Source organism: Burkholderia sp. BCC0097 (genome assembly GCF_902832985.1).
GTDB lineage: Bacteria > Pseudomonadota > Gammaproteobacteria > Burkholderiales > Burkholderiaceae > Burkholderia > Burkholderia orbicola.
Genome location: NZ_CADFDM010000011.1, coordinates 235,626 through 255,499 on the forward strand (window position 1 = coordinate 235,626; position 19,874 = coordinate 255,499).

18 protein-coding genes and 2 riboswitches are annotated in these 19,874 nt (G+C 69.3%); of the genes, 12 read left to right on the plus strand and 6 right to left on the minus strand.

Going from position 1 to position 19,874, the window contains the following annotated elements:
* Positions 1-81: 81 nt before the first annotated feature.
* Together HWX07_RS31585 and HWX07_RS31590 are read left to right on the plus strand one after the other, a co-directional pair.
* The gene (locus HWX07_RS31585) at positions 82-1,245 is read left to right on the plus strand and encodes a M20 aminoacylase family protein (RefSeq protein WP_175878975.1); all 1,164 of its coding nucleotides are present in this window, start codon (positions 82-84) and stop codon (positions 1,243-1,245) included.
* A gap of 116 nt (positions 1,246-1,361) precedes the next feature.
* Positions 1,362-1,649 (plus strand): type II toxin-antitoxin system ParD family antitoxin, encoded by a 288-nt coding sequence (locus HWX07_RS31590; protein WP_175878976.1) that lies wholly within the window; start codon positions 1,362-1,364, stop codon positions 1,647-1,649.
* 51 nt (positions 1,650-1,700) lie between these two features.
* Here HWX07_RS31590 and HWX07_RS31595 read toward each other — a convergent pair whose 3' ends face one another.
* From HWX07_RS31595 to cobA, 4 genes are read right to left on the minus strand one after another with little or no spacing between them, the layout of a single operon-like run.
* On the minus strand, positions 1,701-3,011 hold the full coding sequence (locus HWX07_RS31595) for a cobyrinate a,c-diamide synthase (protein WP_175878977.1): 1,311 nt from the start codon (positions 3,009-3,011) through the stop codon (positions 1,701-1,703).
* A 2-nt stretch (positions 3,012-3,013) separates the two neighbouring features.
* Positions 3,014-3,616 (minus strand): cob(I)yrinic acid a,c-diamide adenosyltransferase, encoded by a 603-nt coding sequence (gene cobO / locus HWX07_RS31600; protein ID WP_175878978.1) that lies wholly within the window; start codon positions 3,614-3,616, stop codon positions 3,014-3,016.
* Positions 3,617-3,650: 34 nt separating this feature from the next.
* A complete protein-coding gene (locus HWX07_RS31605; RefSeq protein WP_175878979.1) occupies positions 3,651-4,025 on the minus strand; it encodes a cobalamin biosynthesis protein in 375 nt (124 codons plus the stop codon).
* Complete coding sequence (gene cobA, locus HWX07_RS31610; protein WP_175878980.1) at positions 4,025-4,774, minus strand: uroporphyrinogen-III C-methyltransferase; 750 nt, start codon at positions 4,772-4,774, stop codon at positions 4,025-4,027. The genes HWX07_RS31605 and cobA overlap by 1 nt, the downstream gene beginning before the upstream one ends.
* Positions 4,775-4,943: 169 nt before the next feature.
* Positions 4,944-5,180: riboswitch (cobalamin riboswitch) on the minus strand.
* Between the two features lie 298 nt (positions 5,181-5,478).
* Between cobA and HWX07_RS31615 the strand changes: the two genes are divergently transcribed.
* The 9 genes from HWX07_RS31615 (at position 5,479) to HWX07_RS31655 (ending at position 17,543) form a co-directional block, all read left to right on the plus strand.
* Positions 5,479-6,975 (plus strand): EAL domain-containing protein, encoded by a 1,497-nt coding sequence (locus HWX07_RS31615; protein WP_175878981.1) that lies wholly within the window; start codon positions 5,479-5,481, stop codon positions 6,973-6,975.
* 82 nt (positions 6,976-7,057) lie between these two features.
* Positions 7,058-7,325: riboswitch (cobalamin riboswitch) on the plus strand.
* A gap of 331 nt (positions 7,326-7,656) precedes the next feature.
* Positions 7,657-8,745: a cobalamin biosynthesis protein CobW gene (cobW, locus tag HWX07_RS31620; protein ID WP_175878982.1), complete on the plus strand. Its 1,089-nt coding sequence runs from the start codon at positions 7,657-7,659 to the stop codon at positions 8,743-8,745.
* Between the two features lie 6 nt (positions 8,746-8,751).
* Positions 8,752-12,561 carry a cobaltochelatase subunit CobN gene (cobN, locus tag HWX07_RS31625; protein WP_175878983.1) on the plus strand — a complete coding sequence of 1,270 codons (3,810 nt, stop codon included), beginning with the start codon at positions 8,752-8,754 and terminating at the stop codon, positions 12,559-12,561.
* Positions 12,558-13,634 (plus strand): ATP-binding protein, encoded by a 1,077-nt coding sequence (locus HWX07_RS31630; RefSeq protein WP_175878984.1) that lies wholly within the window; start codon positions 12,558-12,560, stop codon positions 13,632-13,634. The genes cobN and HWX07_RS31630 overlap by 4 nt, the downstream gene beginning before the upstream one ends.
* Before the next feature lie 68 nt (positions 13,635-13,702).
* Positions 13,703-14,311: a magnesium chelatase gene (locus tag HWX07_RS31635; RefSeq protein ID WP_175878985.1), complete on the plus strand. Its 609-nt coding sequence runs from the start codon at positions 13,703-13,705 to the stop codon at positions 14,309-14,311.
* A 61-nt stretch (positions 14,312-14,372) separates the two neighbouring features.
* Positions 14,373-14,825, plus strand: a complete 453-nt coding sequence (locus HWX07_RS31640; RefSeq protein ID WP_011545395.1) for a YaiI/YqxD family protein — start codon at positions 14,373-14,375, stop codon at positions 14,823-14,825.
* Between the two features lie 54 nt (positions 14,826-14,879).
* Entirely contained in the window at positions 14,880-16,388 is a 1,509-nt protein-coding gene (locus tag HWX07_RS31645) for a tetratricopeptide repeat-containing glycosyltransferase family protein (protein ID WP_175878986.1), read from the plus strand.
* Positions 16,389-16,555: 167 nt separating this feature from the next.
* Entirely contained in the window at positions 16,556-17,188 is a 633-nt protein-coding gene (locus HWX07_RS31650; protein ID WP_175878987.1) for a DUF1993 domain-containing protein, read from the plus strand.
* A 28-nt stretch (positions 17,189-17,216) separates the two neighbouring features.
* Positions 17,217-17,543, plus strand: coding sequence for a low molecular weight protein tyrosine phosphatase family protein (locus HWX07_RS31655; RefSeq protein ID WP_175878988.1), 327 nt, complete (start codon positions 17,217-17,219; stop codon positions 17,541-17,543).
* Between the two features lie 33 nt (positions 17,544-17,576).
* On the opposite strand, the gene HWX07_RS31660 is transcribed toward HWX07_RS31655, so the two are convergent.
* Together HWX07_RS31660 and HWX07_RS31665 are read right to left on the minus strand one after the other, a co-directional pair.
* Positions 17,577-17,999: an NUDIX domain-containing protein gene (locus HWX07_RS31660; protein ID WP_175878989.1), complete on the minus strand. Its 423-nt coding sequence runs from the start codon at positions 17,997-17,999 to the stop codon at positions 17,577-17,579.
* A gap of 152 nt (positions 18,000-18,151) precedes the next feature.
* Positions 18,152-18,412 (minus strand): hypothetical protein, encoded by a 261-nt coding sequence (locus tag HWX07_RS31665; protein WP_011545400.1) that lies wholly within the window; start codon positions 18,410-18,412, stop codon positions 18,152-18,154.
* A gap of 277 nt (positions 18,413-18,689) precedes the next feature.
* Here HWX07_RS31665 and HWX07_RS31670 point away from each other — a divergent pair, with 277 nt between their 5' ends.
* The gene (locus tag HWX07_RS31670) at positions 18,690-19,859 is read left to right on the plus strand and encodes a CoA transferase (RefSeq protein WP_175878990.1); all 1,170 of its coding nucleotides are present in this window, start codon (positions 18,690-18,692) and stop codon (positions 19,857-19,859) included.
* Positions 19,860-19,874: the final 15 nt, after the last annotated feature.

The window sequence follows — 19,874 nt, forward strand, 5'->3', positions numbered from 1 at the left end:
CGTGACGACTTTCTGTCTATTCGGTTGCCGTTCGTCGGACTATCCTTGCCCGCACACTCACAGCACACAGGAGACGACACCGTGACGCACAGCGTGATCCCCGCAGGCCTCGCCGACGAAATGATCGAGATCCGGCACCGCATCCATGCCCACCCCGAATTGGGTTTCGAGGAATTCGCGACGAGCGACCTCGTCGCGGAGCAGTTGCAGTCGTGGGGCTACACCGTGCATCGCGGGCTCGGCGGCACCGGCGTCGTCGCTCAGTTGAAGGTGGGCGACGGCCAGCAGCGCCTCGGCCTGCGCGCGGACATGGATGCGCTGCCGATCCACGAAACGACGGGCCTGCCGTACCAGAGCACGATCGCGGGCAAGATGCATGCATGCGGCCACGACGGTCACACGGCGATGCTGCTCGCGGCCGCGAAGCACCTCGCGCGCGAACGCCGCTTCTCGGGCACGCTGAACCTGATTTTCCAGCCGGCCGAGGAAGGGCTCGGCGGCGCGAAGAAGATGCTCGACGAAGGGCTGTTCGAGCAATTTCCGTGTGACGCGATCTTCGCGATGCACAACATGCCGGGCTTCCCGACCGGCACGTTCGGTTTCCTGCCGGGGCCGTTCATGGCGTCGTCGGATACCGTCGTCATCGACGTGCAGGGTCGCGGCGGCCACGGCGCGGTGCCGCACCGGGCGATCGATCCGGTCGTCGTGTGCGCGCAGATCGTGCTGGCGCTGCAGACCATCGTGTCGCGCAACGTGTCGCCGCTCGACATGGCGATCATCACGGTCGGCGCGATCCATGCGGGCGAGGCGCCGAACGTGATTCCCGATCGCGCGCAGATGCGCCTGTCGGTGCGCGCGCTGAAGCCTGAGGTGCGCGACCTGCTCGAAACGCGCATCAAGGAGGTCGTGCATGCGCAGGCGGCCGTGTTCGGCGCGAGTGCGACGATCGACTACCAGCGCCGCTATCCGGTGCTCGTGAACGATGCGGAGATGACGGCGTTCGCGCGCGGTGTGGCCCGTGAATGGGTCGGCGAAGCCAACCTGATCGACAGGATGGTGCCGCTCACGGGCAGCGAGGATTTCGCGTTCCTGCTCGAAAAACGGCCGGGTTGCTACCTGATCATCGGCAATGGCGACGGGGAGGGCGGTTGCATGGTGCATAACCCCGGCTATGACTTCAACGACGCGGCGTTGCCGACCGGTGCATCGTATTGGGTGAAGTTGGCCGAGGCGTTTCTGGTGTGACGGAGAATCCGGCGTGAGGTTGGGGCCGGGCATTCACGAACCGCTCCCGGCCCTGACAGACGGCATGTACCTTGCCTTGGTATATGCCATGGTGTTCAAACCAAACGAAGTGAACCATGTCGAGAACAGCGCCTGTTTCCCAGGACGGTCACGTTGCCGAGTACGTCGACACCGATGCGCTGTCGGAGCGCTGCGCCGGCAGCGACACCATGCGAGCGAGATTACGGCTGCTCGAATCACGCAACGCGCAGGTGCGCGTGTTGCAGGACGCGCTGGACGCCGGCGAGGCCTCAGGTCATCCCGGGACGTTCGACGGAGAAACCTTCGTGGCTCGCATGCGGGCGCAACGCGTTGCGGTCAAGGCCGGCCACGTCTGGTCACACGATTCCTGCCCCGAATCCTGAAGATCGCTGGCGTCGTACCGTCGAAGGTCGGCCGCTCGGCAAGCTGGCCGCTCATGTTTCGAACGCTTCCCCGCTGAACAGCGCCACGACCGCATCCGGATTCGACGGCCAGTACATGTGCATGTACGTCGCGACGATCGCACCCGCGCGATAAACGGCTTCGCCGCTGCCGGCCTCGCCATCGGGCCGGGCGGCGGTCGCGACCGGCACCAGCGGCGTATCCAGCCGCGAATAATGAAATGTATGCCCGCGCATCGGCCCGGTGCGCGTATCGAGCTGCTGCATGCCGAGCGCCGCGAACCGGCGCTGCATCGTCGCATGGCCCGGCAGCACGCCAAGCATCGGCGTCGTCGAGCCATCCACGTCGGTCAGCGATTCGCACAGATACACCATCCCGCCGCATTCCGCGACGATCGGCCGGCCAGCGGCCGCATGCGCGCGAATCGTCCGTGCGGTCGCGGCATTCGCCGCCAGCGTCGCCGCATGCAGTTCCGGATAGCCGCCCGGCAAAAACAGCGCGTCGCAATCGTCGGGCACGGGTTCGTCGGCAAGCGGCGAGACGAACCGCAGCGACGCACCGAGTGCATCGAGCAACGCGAGATTCGCCGGATAGATGAACGAAAACGCCGCATCGCGCGCCACCGCGATCCGCTTGCCGGCGAGCGCGCGCGGCAGCGGCGTGGCCGCGTCCGGCTGCGCGAACGTGACGGCCGGCGGCAACTCGGCGAGCGCGGTTTGCGCGAGCACGTCGGCCGCGCGATCGAGCCGCGCGTCGAGATCGCCGATGTCGGCGGGTTGATGCAGGCCGAGATGCCGCTCCGGCAGCGCGATACCCGCATCGGCCGGCACGTGGCCGAGCCAGCGCAGGCCGTCGGGCAACGCCTGTTGCAGTAACTCCGCGTGCCGTGCCGAGCCGACGCGGTTGGCCAGTACGCCGTGAAACGGCAACCCCGGCCGAAACCGCGCGAGCCCGAACGCGATCGCCGCGAACGTCTGGGCCATCGCCTTCGCCGAAATGACCGCGACGACCGGCACGCCGAACGCGGCCGCGAGATCGGCGCTGCTCGGTGTGCCGTCGAACAAGCCCATCACGCCTTCGATCAGGATCAGGTCCGCGTCGCGCGCGGCGTCGGCGAGCAGCGCACGGCAACCGGCCTCGCCGACCATCCCGAGGTCGAGCGCATGCACGGGTGCGCCGCTCGCGCGTTCGAGCAGCATCGGATCGAGGAAATCAGGCCCGGTCTTGAACACGCGCACGCGGCGGCCGAGCCGCCGGTGCAGCCGCGCGAGGCCGGCCGTCACCGACGTCTTGCCCTGGCCCGACGCGGGCGCGCTGACGAACAGCGCGGGGCAGGCCGGCATGCTCAGAACTCCACGCCGCGCTGCGCCTTCACGCCTTGCTCCTTGTACGGATGCTTGACGAGCCGCATTTCGGTGACGAGATCGGCTGCGTCGATCAGCGCATCGGGCGCGTGCCGCCCGGTGACGACGACGTGCACCGACTCCGGACGCGCGACGAGCGTCGCGAGCACTTCGTCGAGCGGCAGGTATTCGTACTTCAGCACGGTGTTCAGCTCGTCGAGGATCACCATCCGGTAGTCGCCGCTGTCGATCATCCGGCGCGCCTCGTCCCAGCCCTTGCGCGCGGTCGCGACGTCGGCGTCGCGGTTCTGCGTGTTCCACGTATAGCCGTCGCCCATCGTCACGAAATCGCACTCCGCGACCGCGCCGAGAAAGTCGCGCTCGGACGTATGCAGCGCTCCCTTGATGAACTGCACGACACCGAGCCGCATGCCGTGGCCGAGCACGCGCACGGCCATCCCGAACGCGGCCGTGCTCTTGCCCTTGCCGTTGCCGGTATGGACGATCAGCAGGCCTTTCTCCTGAGTGGCGGCGGCCTGCTTCTTCTCGTGGCCGGCGCGGCGGCGTTCGGCCATCCGCTGATGGGATTCGGAATCGGTCTTCATCGGGAATCGTCCTGTCGAAAGCGAAACATTGGGTTCAGAGCGGGCCGGCGAGCGCGACCGTCACGCCGCCCAGCATGGATTTGGGGCCGAGCAGCCGGCCGTGCGGCGCGGCGAGTTGCGCGCACGGTTCGGCCACGCCCGCGACGCCGAAGCGGGCCAGCGCGGCGTCGGACGGGCCGCTCGCGGCCAGTTCCGGACGGCTCGCGAGTTGCGCCGCATCGAACGCGACGAGCGGCCAGCCACGGCGCGCGCACAGCGTGCGCAGCGCACGGGCGCGTGCCTTGTCGGCGAGCGTCGCGACGAGCGCCGGTTCGGCGGCCGGGTAGCGCGCGAGCGCGGCGCGGATCGCGGCATCGAGTTGCGCGGCCGTGACGCCTGCGCGGAAGCCGACGCCGAGCGCGACGCGCATCACGCGTGGCCGCCGAGCGCCGCGCGCACCGCCGGATCGTCGGCGAGCGCCGCGACGTGGCCGATCGCGACGATCGCCGGCGAGCCGATACCGGCCTCGCCGACGCGCGCGACGAGCGTCTCGAGCGTCGCGAGCACGTGGCGCTGTTCGGCTCGCGTGGCGTTCTCGATCGCCGCGCACGGCGTGTCGCCGGGCAGGCCGCCATCGCGCAGCGCCGCGGCAATCGCGTCGAGCCGGCGGATGCCCATGTAGACCACGATCGTCATGCGGGTGGCCGCGAGCGCGCGCCAGTCCGGCTCGTCGGCCCCCGCGCCGTGGCCCGTGACGAAGATCACGCCCTGTGCGTCGCCGCGGTGCGTGACCGGGATGCCGAGCGCGGCCGGCGCGGCGATGCCCGCGGTGATGCCGTTGACGACTTCCACTGGAACGCCCGCCGCGCCGAGCGCGACCAGTTCCTCGCCGCCGCGGCCGAACACGAACGGATCGCCGCCCTTGAGCCGCGCGACGCTGCGGCCCGCGCGCAGGTGCGCGAGCATCGCGGCGACGATCGTCGCCTGCGGCGTCGACGCATGGCCGCCGCGCTTGCCGACGTGCTCGATCAGCGCATCGGCGCGCGCATGGCGCAGCACGTCGGGGTTCACGAGATCGTCGACGAGCAGCACGTCGGCCGCGCCGATCGCGCGCGCGGCCCTGAGCGTCAGCAGATCGGCGTCGCCGGGGCCGGCGCCGACGAGCCACGCGCGGCTCATCGCGCGCGGCACGGCGCGCACCGTGTCGAAACAGGGGAGCAGGGAAGGCGGGCGGCGCATCGGCGGCCGGCGGGCAGGCAGTGCATGGCGGATCGGGCGAAACCCGCGCGAGCGCGGGTGGGATGCGCACCCCATCCGTCCCCCGCGGATCGGGCGTTCGGCGAGCAGCGCGCTCGCCCCTTGCGTCGGCCGGTATCCGGGCTGGCCGCTTGCCAGGCCGCAGCCTTCCCGCCCGGTCGAAGGGCAGTGGCATCGCGGGCGGCCTGCGCGCAGCGCAGGGAAGTGCGTTGCGCGGGCGGCGTACCGTTGCGGGGACAGCACAGGCCGGGCGGCGATCCGCCTCCTGTTTCCCGTTTAACTGCATGCGCGGAATGCGCATGCGAGCACCGAACGCGGCGCATACGATAGCACAGCGTGCATCGGGCGCGAGGCCGGCGAACCGCGCCCGTATCCGTCCGGAACGCAATCCGGGGAAGAGGCATTACGCACTCGTAATATTGGTGTGCAATCATCTGGCCGGCATCATAAGCAAGGCTCGGGCTTCGGGCCGCCGGTCGCACTAAGCTGACGAGACCCATACCAAAATCGGCGCGCTCTGCCGGACCTGCAGGGCGACGGCCACTACATCGCGAAGTGCCGCGCCTATGGCGAACGTACGCAGATGGACAACCTCCAGTGGAGCCGGTTATGCGCTCGCGATCGGCATGCTGGTCGTTTCGGCAGGATTGGCGCTGAAAACCTGGCCGCTCGTCACGAAGGCCGTGCTGGCGCAATCGGTTGCCGGGCTGGGGACGCAAGTCGTGCAGCAGATCGACCTCGTGTTCGACTCGGCGGCCAGGACGCTTGCCGACGTGGATGCCTCGCCGTACGCGGACTGCTCGCCGCAGGATCTGCGCCTGTTGCGATCGGCTTCCGTGCAGTCGAAGTACGTCAAGGACGTCGGACGTCGGTCGGGCGCCGGTCTGCTCTGCACGACGATGCTGGGCATGCTGCCCAAGCCCTTTTCTCCGAAACGGCAGCCATTCCGGCTGACCGACGCGATGTCGGCCTTCTGGACCGTGCCGTTGCTGTCGAGCCCTGACACGCTGGGGCTCGTGGTCGCGGGAAGGAGGACGAACCTGCTGATGGATCTGGACGCCTTCAGGGTACTGCCGCCGTCAGGTCTGCATTACGTGATCGGGCTCAGAGGCCGCCCGACCGCGCTCGTCATCGGGCTCGACGCGCGCGGCATCCCGGCATACGTCGATGCCGGCCAGGTGCCGGGGTTTCGGGACGGCAAATCATTCTGCTCGGCCCGGGTTCCGCTGTGCGCGACCGTCGTCGTGACGCCGCAAGCGCTGGCAAACGCCAGTCGGCACGCCGCCTGGCTGCTGGGGATCGCCGGCGGCGCGGCGGGCTGCTGCCTGGGGCTCGGGGCGCTGATGCTGCACCGACGCTGGGCCGCGCTTGCCGCGCAAATACGTCGAGCACTGGCAAACGGGCGATTTGTCCTGCGCTATCAGCCGATCGTCACGCTGGGTGCGTCATCGCGGATCGTCTCCGCCGAAGCGCTGATCCGCTGGATCGACGGGCCAGCCGCACCGGACGTGTTCATTGCCGAAGCGGAGCGTGCCGGAATGATCGCCGACGTCACGGCCTTCGTCGTGCGCACGGTCCTCAGGGAGATGCGCGTGCTGTTCGACAGCGAGCCGGACTTTCGCGTGACCATCAACATCAGCGCCCCCGAGTTGCGGGACGGCAGCCTGATGGCGACGCTGGACAACTGCTGGCCGCCCGGATTGCCGCGCCACCATGTCGGTTTCGAGCTGACCGAACGGTCGACCGTGGAACTGCCGGAAATCGTGCCGGCGCTTCGGCAATTGCGCGACCTCGGGCATCCCGTCTACATGGACGATTTCGGCACGGGCTACTCCAGCCTGAGCCTGCTGCAGCATCTTCCGATCGACTACATCAAGGTCGACCGTTCGCTGCTGCCGGCCGCGCCGCAGCACGACGGCACCTCGATCATTCCGGAGATCCTGGCGATTGCCCGTCGGCTCGGGGTCGGCCTGGTCTTCGAGGGCGTCGAGACCCGTGAGCAGGCGCACATGCTCGACATGCCCGGGCAGTCGATTTGTGCGCAGGGCTGGTATTTCGGGCGCCCCGATACGGTCGAGGCGCTGCAGAACGCGATCGCGGCGCAATCGTTGCGAACCGGCTGAGCATCCGGACCGAAAAGCCGGCGGCGACGCGCGCTCACATGGGCCACGCACCGCTCGCCTTGACGCTCCCGGCCCCGCCGCCTACACTCGCACGCGTTTTGGTGCTCGCGCGCGCCGCTCCGGCGTGCGCAGTTAAACGGGAAACAGGGAGCCTGCCTGCGCCGCAGTCGAGCCAACCTGTGCTGCCCCCGCAACGGTAAGCGAACGCGTCGCGCGCAAGCGCCACGCAGCGCCGCTTCGCCGCATGCATGCGCGCATGCGGATGACCGCCACTGGATGCCGCGCGTATCCGGGAAGGCGAAGCGGCGTGTTCGTCAGCCCGGATACCGGCCTAAACGTTGGGGTTCAGCGCCGCGGGGAGGCGGCGCATCGTCCACGGCCGCAGCCGGCCCGACGCCCGGTGTTTCCCGCTGTCTCTCCTCCGATCTGCCTTCGCGCGAACGCGCCCGGGGCCGGCAGGACGAACGGCAGGCGGCACGGGCGGGGCACGCGGCAGCCGTGTTGGCATTCACGATGTCGACCGTTCGCAAGGAAGCACCATGTCCGATTCGTTGTTCCGCCCGTCGTGCGACTGTCCGCGCGGATCACGCGGCGAGCTTCCCGCGCACCGCCCGCTGAATTGCCGCGCCGCCACCGGCGCGACGATCCCGTCCTGATTCCCTCTTCGACACCGGACCTACCATGACCCTACGCAAGCTTCCCGTCACGATCGTCACGGGCTTTCTCGGCAGCGGCAAGACGACGCTGATGCGCCACATCCTGCAGCACGCCGAGGGCCGCCGCATCGCGGTGATCGTCAACGAATTCGGCGAGCTCGGCATCGACGGCGAAATCCTCAAGGGCTGCGGCATCGGCTGCGACGATGCCGACGGCGCGCAGGGCGAAGCATCGGGCCAGCTGTACGAACTCGCGAACGGCTGCCTGTGCTGCACCGTGCAGGAAGAGTTCTATCCGGTGATGGAGGCGCTCGTCGAGCGCCGCGCGGACATCGATCACGTGCTGATCGAGACGTCGGGCCTCGCGCTGCCGAAGCCGCTGGTGCAGGCGTTCAACTGGCCGACGATCCGCAACAGCTTCACGGTCGACGCGGTCGTGACCGTCGTCGACGGGCCGGCCGCCGCGAGCGGCCAGTTCGCGGAAAACCCGCAGGCCGTCGACGCGCAGCGCCGCGCCGATCCGAACCTCGATCACGAATCGCCGCTGCACGAACTCTTCGCCGATCAACTGTCGTCGGCCGATCTCGTGATCGTGAACAAGGCCGACCTCGTGGGTGACGCCGAGTTCGCGCGGATCGAAACCGCGATCCGCGAAGAAATCCCGCCGCAGGTGAAGATCGTGCGCGCGACGCGCGGCGAGCTCGATCTCGCGATGCTGCTCGGCCTCGAATCGGCGTCGGAGGACACGATCCACCTGCGTCACGACCATCACGGCTCGGCCGACGACGGCGATCACGATCACCATCACGACGATTTCGACTCGGTGGTGGTATCGGGCGACGCCGGCACGCGCGAAGCGACGATCGCCGCGCTGCAGCGCGTGGTCGAAACGCACACGATCTATCGCGCGAAAGGCTTCGCCGCGCTGCCCGGTGCGCCGATGCGGCTCGTGATCCAGGGTGTCGGCCGCCGTTTCGACAGCTATTTCGACCGCCGCTGGCAGGACGGCGAAACCCGCGCGAGCCGCTTCGTGCTGATCGGCGAGGATCTCGACGCAGCCGCGCTGCAACGCGCGTTCGACGCCGCGTGCGCGGCCGAGCCGCAACAGGCGTAACGCACGATGCATCTGCTGCGCACCACGCCGGGCGGCTTCGTCGACGATACGCAGGGCGTCGTCCGGATCGACCAGCAGCCGGCCGACATCGTGATCCTGAGTTCGGCCGACACGACGCTGTCGCTGCTCGCGAGCGTCGTGCCGCACTTGCCCGCCGGATTCCCGAGCGTGCGGCTCGCGAACGTCACGTTCCTGCGGCAGCCGGCGTCGGTCGATTTCTACGTCGACGACGTGCTGCGTCACGCGAAGACGGTCGTGATCGATCATCTCGGCGGCGAAGCGTACTGGCCGTACGGGATCGAGCAGGCCGTGTCGCTCGCGTCGAAACGGGGGCAGCAGCTCGCGATGTTCTCGGGCGACTTGCAGGAGGACCCGAACCTCGTCGCGAAGAGCACGGTCAAGCCTGAGCTGTGCCGGCTGTGGTGGCGCTATCTGCGCGAAGGCGGCGTGCACAACGCCGATGCGCTGTTGCGCAGCATCGCGTTTCACACGTTCGGCGTCGGCGACGAGCCAGAACCGCCGCGCCCGCTGCCGGCCGCCGCGCTGTATCACCCGGCGCGCGACCGCGCGAGCGTCGACGACTGGCGGCCGCGTTGGACACCGGGCGCACCGGTCGTCGCGATCCTGTTCTATCGCGCGCACTGGCAGGCCGCGAACACGGCCGTGTTCGACGCGCTGGCCGATGCGCTGATCGACGAAGGATTGAATCCGTTGCCGATCGCGGTGACGTCGCTGAAGGACGCGGTGAGCCGCGAGGTCATCACGCAGCTGTGCGATACGCACGGCGTCGCGCTCGTGCTGAACACCACCGCGTTCGCGGCCGGCGCGATCGACGGCCCCGAGCCCGACGTGCTGGCCGGCGACGCGCCGGTGCTGCAGGTGATCCTGTCCGGCGGCAATCGCGACGCGTGGGTGGCCGACAACCAGGGCCTGCACGCACGCGACATCGCGATGCATATCGCGCTGCCCGAAGTCGACGGGCGCATCGTCACGCGCGCGGTGAGCTTCAAGGGGCTCGCGTATCGCTGCCCGCATACCGAGGTCGATGTCGTGCGCTATCAGCCGGATGCCGAGCGGATCGCGTTCGTCGCGGCGCTCGCACGCGGCTGGTGCCGGCTGCGTACGCTCGATAACGCCGACAAACGCATCGCGCTGATTCTCGCGAACTATCCGCAAAGCGAGGGCCGCATCGGCAACGGCGTCGGGCTCGATACGCCGGCCTCCGCGCTGCGCGTGCTCGCGGCGCTGCGCGACGCGGGCTACACGGTGGCCGACCTGCCGGCCGACGGTGACGCGCTGATCGCGCAACTCACCGAAGGCGTAACCAACGATCCCGCCGTGCGCACACTGCGTCCCGCGTTTCAGAGTTACGCGTTGACCGACTACGTCGCGCGTTTCGCGCGACTGCCGACCGCGGTGCGCGACGCGCTGAACGAACGCTGGGGCCCGCCCGAAGCCGACCCGACGCTGCGGCAACAGCGTTTCACGATCGCCGGCTGGCGCGCGGGCAACGTGTTCGTCGGCATCCAGCCATCGCGCTCGCGCGGCGAGAACGACTACGCGAGCTACCACGATGCGGATCTCGTGCCGCCGCACGCGTATCTCGCGTTCTATTTCTGGCTGCGCGATGCGTATCAGATCGACGCGGTCATCCATCTCGGCAAGCACGGCAATCTCGAATGGCTGCCGGGCAAGAGCGTCGCGCTGTCCGACGCGTGCTGGCCCGACCTGACGCTCGGGCCGCTGCCGCACCTGTATCCGTTCATCGTCAATGATCCGGGCGAGGGCAGCCAGGCGAAGCGGCGCGCGCAGGCGGTGATCGTCGATCACCTGATGCCGCCGCTCACGCGTGCGGAAAACTATGGCCCGTTGCAGGATCTCGAACGGCAGGTCGACGAATACTACGAAGCGCTGATGGTCGATGCGCGGCGCGCGAAGCTGTTGCGCAAGACGATCCTCGCGACGATCGCCGAGCATCGCCTGCACGACGAACTGAGCGTATCGCCGCCGCGCGATGCCGGCGACGAGGATGCGCTGCTTACGCGCGTCGATGCGTGGCTGTGCGAACTGAAGGAAGCGCAGATTCGCGACGGCTTGCACGTGTTCGGCGCGTCGCCGGTCGAGCGCCAGCGGCGCGACACGCTGCTCGCGTTGGCTCGTTTTCCGGTCGGCGACGGCAAGGGCGAACGGGCCGGGCTGATCGGAGCGCTCGCGCGCGATCTCGCGCTCGGCGAGGGTTTCGATCCGCTCGCGGCCGACTGGGCCGCGCCGTGGGCCGGGCCGCGGCCGGCCGTGCTGCAAACGCTGGATGCGTCGCCGTGGCGTCATGCCGGCGATACGCGTGAGCGGCTCGAACGGCTTGCGCAGCACTGGCTGGAAGCCGTGTGCGGCGCCGCCTCAGACGAACCCGGCATCGATATGCCGCCGTCGGGCGCATGGCCGCATACGCTCGCGGTGCTCGAACGCGTGCGTTCGACGCTGTTGCCCGCCCTCGACGCGTGCGGCCGCGAAGAAATGCGTCAGCTGCTGCGCGGGCTCGACGGCCGTTTCGTGCCACCGGGGCCGAGCGGCTCGCCGTCGCGCGGCCGCCCCGACGTGCTGCCCACGGGCCGCAACTTCTACTCGGTCGATACGCGCGCGGTGCCGACGCAGGCCGCGTGGTCGCTCGGCCTGAAATCCGCGCAACAACTGATCGAGCGCCATCTGCAGGATCACGGCGACTATCCGCGCGCGATCGGGCTGTCGGTGTGGGGGACGGCGACGATGCGCACCGGCGGCGACGACATCGCGCAGGCGTTCGCGCTGATCGGCGTGCGGCCGAAATGGGCGCACGGCAGTCATCGCGTGACCGACTTCGAGATCCTGCCGATCGAGATCTTCGACCGGCCGCGCATCGACGTGACGCTGCGCGTGTCGGGTTTCTTCCGCGACGCGTTCCCGAACCTGATGCACCTGTTCGACGCGGCCGTGCAGGCCGTCGCCGCACTCGACGAGCCCGAAGCGTTGAACCCGATTCGCGCACGCATCGCGCGCGAACGGGAGAAGTGGATCGCGCAGGGCGTGGCGCCCGACGAAGCGCGCCGGCGCGCCGGCTGGCGCGTGTTCGGCGCGCGGCCGGGCAGCTACGGCGCGGGTCTGCAGGACCTGATCGACCAGCGCCGCTGGCAGACCGACGCCGATCTCGCGGACGCCTACCGTCAATGGGGCGGCCATGCGTACGCGCAGAACAGCGCGGGCGACGCCGCGGCCGACGTGTTCAGCGAGCGGCTGGCGACGATCGACGTCGTCGTGCAGAACCAGGACAGCCGCGAGCACGACATCCTCGATTCGAACGACTACTACCAGTTCCAGGGCGGAATGACGGCGGCGGTGCGGCACCTGTCCGGGCAGCAGCCGAGCATCTACCACGGCGACCATGCGAACCCCGTCACGCCGAAGATGCGCACGCTGCGCGAGGAAATCGCCCGCGTGATCCGCTCGCGCGTCGTCAACCCGAAATGGCTCGACGGCGTGAAGCGTCACGGCTACAAGGGCGCAGCCGAACTCGCCGCGACCGTCGACTACCTGTACGGCTATGACGCGACCGCGCGCGTGCTGTCCGATCACCAGTACGCGCTCGTCGCCGACGCGTACCTGTTCGACGACGCCACCCGCGCGTTTCTCGAACGGCACAACCCGAAGGCGCTGCACGGCATCTGCGAACGCTTCGTCGAAGCGATGCAGCGCGGGCTGTGGCAGCAGCCGGGCGACTATCGCGAGCGGATCGAGGCGGTCTGGCTCGCGAGCGAACAAATTCAGGAAGGGGGACGGCGATGACCGATCCGACGACGCACCGCGCACGCGCGGTTTTTCCGTTCGCGGCGCTCGTCGCGCAGGACGCGCTGCAGCAGGCGCTGCTGCTTGCCGCGATCGATCCGTCGCTCGGCGGCGTGCTCGTCAGCGGCCCGCGTGGCACCGCGAAATCGACCGCCGCGCGCGGGCTTGCCGAATTGCTGCCGGAAGGACAGTTCGTCACGCTGCCGCTGTCGGCGAGCGACGAGCAGGTAACGGGCACGCTCGATCTCGCGCATGCGCTGGCCGAAAACGGCGTGCGCTTTCGGCCGGGCCTGCTGGCGCGTGCGCATCTCGGCGTACTGTACGTCGACGAAGTGAACCTGCTCGCCGACGGGCTCGTCGATACGTTGCTCGACGTCGCCGCGAGCGGCGTGAACGTCGTCGAGCGTGATGGCGTGTCGCATGCGCACGACGCCCGCTTCGTGCTGGTCGGCACGATGAATCCCGAGGAGGGTGAGCTGCGCCCACAACTGCTCGATCGCTTCGGGCTGATGGTCGAGCTGGAGAACTGCTTCGACGCCGCCCAGCGCGAGCGGATCGTGAAGGCGCGTCTCGCGTTCGATCTCGATCCGGATGCGTTTCGCGCGCGTCACTCGGCGGCCCAGCGGGAACTCGCGAACCGGATTCATGCGGCGCGCGCACGGCTGCCGGCGCTCGATTTCGACGATGCGGTCCATGCGCGCGTCAGCGCACTGTGCATCGACGCGGCCGTCGACGGGTTGCGGGCCGATCTCGTGATGCTGCGCGCCGCGCGTGCGCTGGCCGCACTGGAACAGGCCGACGCGGTGACGGTGTCGCATGTGGCGCGCGTGGCCGAAGCCGTGCTGAGGCACCGACGCCATGCGGGGCCGCCGCCGTCTCAGCCGTCATCGCAACAAGGGGGCGAGCGCGACGATCGTTTGCGGTCGGACACCCCACGGCAGCCTGACAAGCGACAGGACGACACCAAGGCCGATGCGTCCGCATCGCAAGGCGACTGGGGCTACCTTCCGCCCGAACCGGCCGGGCTGCGCGATGTAAAAAGCGTGGTGCCGCTACCGCTAAAAAAACGCTGAGCCATCGAGCCGGCGCCGCCGCGAACCCCATTCGCGGTCCTCGATGGCAGTCAGGCGCCGCCGCGCGCGTGCCGGGCACGGTGCGCGCCGGCACGAGCGTCGCGTGGCCGGCGACGCTCGCCGCGAAACGCGGCGGCCCGCTGCATCGCGAGCATCTGCGCTACGGCAAACGCGCGGGCACGCCGCGTGCGTTGCATTGCTTCGTGCTCGACTGTTCGGCCTCGATGTTGTCGCATGAGCGGCTCGCGCTCGCGAAGGGGCTGATCGTCGCCTATTTCGATCAGGCCGCGCGTGAGCGGATCGAAACCGCGCTGATTTGCTTCGGCGGCCAAGGCGCCGCGCGGCGCTTCGGCCCGGCCGTGCCGCGCTGGTGGAATGCGCGCTGGCTCGAGCCGGTCGACGGCGGCGGCGGCACGCCGCTCGCGGACGGCATCGCGGCCGCCGCGCAGCTGCTCGCCCGCGCGGCGCGGCGCGAGCCCGGCAAGGCGCGCTGGCTGTGGGTGCTGTCCGACGGGCGCACGCGCGAGATGCCGGCCAAACCCGCGGCGGCCGATCACGTCGTGTTCGTCGACTTCGACGATGCGGCCGTGCGGATCGGGCAGGGTGCGCGGCTCGCCGCGGCGTGGGGCGCGCAGTGGGTGACGGCCGACGCGCTTCGCACGGATCTCGCCGGCTGATGGCCGGCCGGCGGTGCGCTATGATCGCCGTTTCTGCTTCTGCCCACTGGAAACCCCCGCCATGCAAGTACTGGTCGATGCCGACGCGTGTCCCGCCGTCATCAAGGACATGCTGTTCCGCGCCGCGCGTCGTGCCGAAATCTGCGTGACGCTGGTCGCGAACCAGTTTCTGCGCACGCCGCCGTCGCCGTTCATTAAGGCCGTGCAGGTGCCGGCCGGCTTCGACGTGGCCGACGCGCGCATCGTCGAGCTGGCGGAGCCCGGCGATCTCGTGATCACCGCCGACATCCCGCTGGCCGCCGCCGTGCTCGACAAGGGCGCGCACGCGCTCGACCCGCGCGGCAACTGGTTCAGCCGCGAGAACATCGAGGAACGCCTGTCGACGCGCGCGATGATGGACCAGTTGCGCAGCGCCGGTATCGATACGGGCGGCCCGGCGCCGTTCAGCGCGCGCGACGGCAAGACGTTCGCGTCGCAGCTCGACCGGTTCCTCGCGCGGCACGCCCCGCGCTAACGCCCGATTTCGCCGACGTTGCGCGTTGCGCCGACCGCGCCGATCATTCCGTCCATGCAACCCCACCGCGACACTCTTCCGATGGACGATGCGGCCGTCACGCCGGTCAGGGAACACTATGCACAGGGCCGATTCGACGCCGCGATCCACGCGGCGGAGGCGCTCCTCGCGCAGCACGGCGATCACGGTGAATTGCTGAACCTCGCGGGCGTGTGCCATTTGAAGCTCGGTAACCTCGTCGCCGCCGAGGCGTGCCTCGAGCGGGCAGCGCACGCGGCGCCCCGGTCGGCCGATATCGACAACAACCTGGGCGTGCTCTATCAGTCGAGCGGGCGGGATGCCGACGCCGAACGAGCGTTCGTGCGTGCCGTTTCGAAAGCACCGGGCCACGGTCAGGCGCACCTCAATCTCGGCATGCTGTTGCGGTCCAGGCATCGTCTGGAAGACGCGGAACGGGCGATCCGGATCGCCGTCGAGCAGGCGCCGGGTGATCACGCAGCGCTGAACGCGCTCGGCCTGGTGTTGAAGGACCTGGGCCGCTACGACGAAGCCGAAGCGGCCTATCGGCATGCGCTGGCGCTCAAGCCCGGGCGTGCCGAATACCGGCTCAATCTGGCGAATGTGCTGCTGCACCGGAACGACTGGATCGCGGGGTTGCCGCTCTTCGAAGCGCGTCACGCCCCCGATCTCAACGGTGCATTTTCCGACGCGCCCGCCGTATCGTTCCCGCAGTGGCAGGGCGAGCCGATCGACGGCGCGTCGCTGCTGATCTGGCCGGAACAGGGGCACGGCGACCAGATCCAGCTGGTCCGCTATGTCAAAAAACTCCGGATGCTCGGGGCGAAACGGATCACGCTGGTGTGCTCGGCCGCGACGCAGCGGCTGTTCGCGCCCCTCCCCGAAGCGGATGCCGTCGTGGCGCGCGACAGGTTCGATCCGGCCGCCTGCCCGCGTCACGATTTCTGGACCTACGTGTGGAGTATTCCCGTCAATCTGCGGGAATCGCCGGCGTCCATTCCGGCCACGCTGCCTTATCTGCACGCGCCTCGGCATGCGGCGTCGAAATGGGACCGGCTGATGCCCAAAGGGCGCCTGCGCGTCGGCCTGGTGTGGCAAGGCAATCCCGGTCACGCGAACGACCGCGTGCGCTCGCTGCCCGGCCTGCAGACGCTCGCGCCGCTGTGGGACATCGACGGCGTCACGTTCGTCAGTCTTCAGAAGGGCGCGAACGAAGCCGATCTGCGCGCCGGAATCGGCGATCGCTTCATCGTCAATCTGGGCAACCGGACCACCGATTTCGCCGACGTCGCCGCGATCGTCGCGCGGCTCGATCTCGTCATCGGCGTCGATACCGCCGTGATGCACCTGAGCGCGGCGCTCGGCAAGCCCGCGTGGATTCTGCTGTCGAACGTGGGCACGGACTGGCGCTGGAGCGGCGCGGGCACGACTTCCGTGTGGTATCCGGGCGTCGTTACGCTGTTCAGGCAGGCGGTAACGGAAACGGACTGGTCCGGCGTGGTCGCGCGCGTTTCGCTGGCGTTGTCCGCGATGCGTGCGACATAGTCGGAGATGCCGCTACGAGGCCGCGCCAGCCTCTTTCGCGCGGTTCCGGCGTCGACACGGCTGGAAGGGATGGCCGCCGGGTCTGCGTCGCTCATGTTGCGCAGCAAAAACAAGCGGCACGGTCTTCAGGCGAGCCCGTCATCGTTCAAGCCGCTACCTCGATCAGGATGCAGGTTCGCGCCGACGCTGCTATCGTGGGGCGAGAACCCCAACACAGGAGCGCATGCGTGTCACCCACCCAACTTCTCGTTCCGACCTATACCCAGATGTTGCGCGCACAGTCCGCGTGGCTCGACAAGGCGGTCGCCCACCGGCAGGCCGCGGGCGACGAACCCGCCGCGACGATGACGCTGAGGCTCGCGCCCGACATGTATCCGCTCGCCGCCCAGGTGCGCTTCTCGTGTTTCCAGGCGATGGAGCCGGTCCATCGGCTGCGTGGCGAACCGCTGCCGGCGGCATTGCTCGCGTTGCGCGAGGCGGGCTGGAACGCCGATGCGCAACCCGGCTCGCCGGCCGACGCGCAGGCGATGATCGCCGGCACGCTCGCCTTTCTCGGCGAACTCGCACCCGATGCGCTCGATGGCGGCGCAACGCTGCCGATCTCGCTCGACCTGCTGAACGGAACCGCGTTCGACATGACGGGCGAACAGTACGCGCGCGACTGGGCGCTGCCGCAGTTCTATTTCCATGCGATCGCCGCGTACGCGATCCTGCGCCATCACGGCGTCGAACTCGGCAAGGCCGATTACGTGCCGCACATGCTCGCGTACGTGCGGCCGGGCACGATTCCGCAAGGGTGAGCCGGCTCCTCGGCGGCCGCGCAGCGACATGACACGGGCACTGTTCGTCTGCAGCCGCAACCGGCTGCGCAGCCCGACGGCCGAAGCGGTGTTCGCCGCATGGCCCGGTATCGAAACGGACTCCGCGGGCCTCGCGCCCGACGCGGATGTGCGGCTCTCCGCCGAGCAACTCGCCTGGGCGGACATCGTGTTCGTGATGGAGCGCGCGCACCAGGCGCGACTGTCGGCGCAATTCGGTGCGCATCTGAAGCACCGGAAGATCGTCTGCCTCGGTATCCCCGACCGCTATGCGTTCATGCAACCCGAGCTTGTCGCGCTGCTCGAACGCAAGGCCGGCCCGTTCCTGCGCGCGTAATCGTCGCGGTCGGGGCCCGAGCCGGCATCGATCTCAGCGCAGTGGCCCGCTCACGAACGCAGAAAAACCGTCGAGCCGCAGCAGCTCGATGATCTTGCGCGTCGGCACGCTGGCCCGCAGCGTGTCGAGCCGGTCGACGGTGAACCACTTGCAGCGGGCGATCTCGTTGCTCGCGCGCGGCGTCAGGTGGGCCGGCACGTCGGCCACGAACACGTGATGCAGCTTCGTCAGGCCGCCGAACTGCACCGCATAGTCGAGCGCGAGCCCCTCCAGCCGCGTTTCCTCGGCGAGCTCCCGCTGCGCGGCTTCGAGCGGCGTCTCGCCGCGCCGGATCGTGCCGCCGGGCAGCGACCAGCGCGCCGCGGCGCGCGCGACCAGCAGCACGCTGCTGCGCTGGCGGCACACGATCGTGGCGCGTTCCTTGATGACGGCGAGGGTATCCGGCCCGGTGCTCATGTTCGGCAAAACAGGTGCTCAATCGTGGAGAAAAACCTGCGCCGGCCATGCGGGGGCCGGCAGCAGACGGCGACGGCATGCAGGCCGCCGCGCCGATGTTACCGGCCGTTCGTGACAGTTCCGTGCACCGCGGTCGTGCCACGGACGACGGCTCACGCGTGCGTATAGATCCCGCTGCGCGCCGGCTTCGCGTGGCGCGAATGACGGCGCTTGTGAACGGCACGCCGGTGATGCGGCGACGGCGCGGTGACGTGCCGGCGCGCGGGCGCGGGCCGGGCGGTGGGCGCGGCAGCGTGCGGCGCCGCGCCCGATACCCCGGTTTGCCCTTCACCGAAGTGGAAAGTCTGTTTTTGCGCGTGCGCGACGCCCAGCGTCGATGCGAGTACGAAGGCCGCCAGCCACAACCGTTTCATGAATATTTCGCCTTGTCATTGAAGGGGATGAACCTTGCCCGCCAGCTTAGCGAACGGCGGGGCGCGACCGCAACCGGCCCGCGTTCGGTGTCGTCCCCACTTGCGCGCGACGACGTTCTCCACGCGGCAGCCGGGTCCGTCCGGGCTTGACAACACAATTCCCCAGTGTGAATATAAATTCACCCACAAGAATTATTCGTCGAGTCCGGGAAGCCGCGTACAAGCGCCGAGCCGCCGGAACCAACAGTCCGATCAACCGGAACCAGGAGCGAGACGCATGGCGGAACACGAGCAGCAGGGCGCGCTGGCGGGATTGCGCATCATCGATCTGTCGCGCGTGCTGGGCGGCCCGTACGCGACCCAGATCCTCGCCGATCACGGCGCGGAGGTGATCAAGGTCGAACCGCCGTCCGGCGACGAGACGCGCACGTGGGGCCCGCCGTTCGACGGCGACACCGCGTCGTACTTCCTCGGCGTGAACCGCAACAAGCTCGGCATCGCGCTCGACCTGACTCAGCCGGCCGATCGCGAGCGGCTGCTCGGGCTGCTCGAACACGCGGACGCGCTCGTCGAGAACTTCAAGATCGGCACGATGGAGCGCTGGGGGCTCGGCTTCGACGCGCTGCATGCGCGGTTTCCGCGCCTCGTCTATTGCCGCGTGTCGGGTTTCGGCGCGGACGGCCCGCTCGGCGGACTGCCGGGCTATGACGCGGCCGTGCAAGCGCTCGCGGGGCTGATGAGCGTCAATGGCGAAGCCGGTGGCGCGCCGCTGCGCGTCGGCGTGCCGATCGTCGATCTCGTCACGGGGCTGAACGCGGCGCTCGGCGTGCTGATGGCGCTGCGCGAACGCGATGCGAGCGGGCGCGGCCAGTTCGTCGAATCGACGCTGTTCGACTGCGCGCTGTCGATCCTGCATCCGCATACGCCGAACTTCTTCCATTCGGGCAACGCGCCCGTGCGCACCGGCAACGCGCATCCGAACATCACGCCGTACGACAGCTTTCCGACCGCGGGCGTCGACATCTTTCTGGCAGTCGGCAACAACGGGCAGTTCGCGGCGCTGTGCGACGTGCTCGGCACGCGCGACTGGCTCGACGATCCGCGTTTCGCGGACAACCGCGCGCGCAGCCAGCACCGCGCCGCGCTGCGCGCGCTGCTCGAAACGGCGCTGGCCGCGCACGACGGCGCGACGCTCGCCGAGCACCTGATGCGCCGTGGCGTGCCGTGCGCGCCCGTGCTCGCGCTCGACGCGGCGCTCGACCACCCGCATGTCGCGCATCGGCGGATGAAGGTCGAGCTGGGCCGGCATCGCGGCATCGCGTCGCCGATCAAGCTCGGCCGCACGCCGGCCACGTATCGGCGGCCGCCGCCCGGGCTGAACGAACATGCGGCGCAGGTGTTCGCGGACGACGAAGGCAACGACGGCAACGACGGCAGCCGGACCTGACCGGCATCGCGGCCG

Bases quoted from the DNA above. Each gene is read 5' to 3' on its own strand.
- HWX07_RS31645 (WP_175878986.1), top strand. From the start codon at position 14,880: ATGCAACCCCACCGCGACACTCTTCCGATGGACGATGCGGCCGTCACG.
- cobA (WP_175878980.1), bottom strand. From the start codon at position 4,774: ATGAGCCGCGCGTGGCTCGTCGGCGCCGGCCCCGGCGACGCCGATCTG.
- cobN (WP_175878983.1), top strand. From the start codon at position 8,752: ATGCATCTGCTGCGCACCACGCCGGGCGGCTTCGTCGACGATACGCAG.
- cobO (WP_175878978.1), bottom strand. From the start codon at position 3,616: ATGAAGACCGATTCCGAATCCCATCAGCGGATGGCCGAACGCCGCCGC.
- HWX07_RS31595 (WP_175878977.1), bottom strand. From the start codon at position 3,011: ATGCCGGCCTGCCCCGCGCTGTTCGTCAGCGCGCCCGCGTCGGGCCAG.
- HWX07_RS31615 (WP_175878981.1), top strand. From the start codon at position 5,479: ATGCTGGTCGTTTCGGCAGGATTGGCGCTGAAAACCTGGCCGCTCGTC.
- HWX07_RS31660 (WP_175878989.1), bottom strand. From the start codon at position 17,999: ATGAGCACCGGGCCGGATACCCTCGCCGTCATCAAGGAACGCGCCACG.
- HWX07_RS31655 (WP_175878988.1), top strand. From the start codon at position 17,217: ATGACACGGGCACTGTTCGTCTGCAGCCGCAACCGGCTGCGCAGCCCG.
- HWX07_RS31665 (WP_011545400.1), bottom strand. From the start codon at position 18,412: ATGAAACGGTTGTGGCTGGCGGCCTTCGTACTCGCATCGACGCTGGGC.
- HWX07_RS31605 (WP_175878979.1), bottom strand. From the start codon at position 4,025: ATGCGCGTCGCGCTCGGCGTCGGCTTCCGCGCAGGCGTCACGGCCGCG.
- HWX07_RS31590 (WP_175878976.1), top strand. From the start codon at position 1,362: ATGTCGAGAACAGCGCCTGTTTCCCAGGACGGTCACGTTGCCGAGTAC.
- HWX07_RS31640 (WP_011545395.1), top strand. From the start codon at position 14,373: ATGCAAGTACTGGTCGATGCCGACGCGTGTCCCGCCGTCATCAAGGAC.
- HWX07_RS31630 (WP_175878984.1), top strand. From the start codon at position 12,558: ATGACCGATCCGACGACGCACCGCGCACGCGCGGTTTTTCCGTTCGCG.
- HWX07_RS31670 (WP_175878990.1), top strand. From the start codon at position 18,690: ATGGCGGAACACGAGCAGCAGGGCGCGCTGGCGGGATTGCGCATCATC.
- cobW (WP_175878982.1), top strand. From the start codon at position 7,657: ATGACCCTACGCAAGCTTCCCGTCACGATCGTCACGGGCTTTCTCGGC.
- HWX07_RS31650 (WP_175878987.1), top strand. From the start codon at position 16,556: ATGCAGGTTCGCGCCGACGCTGCTATCGTGGGGCGAGAACCCCAACAC.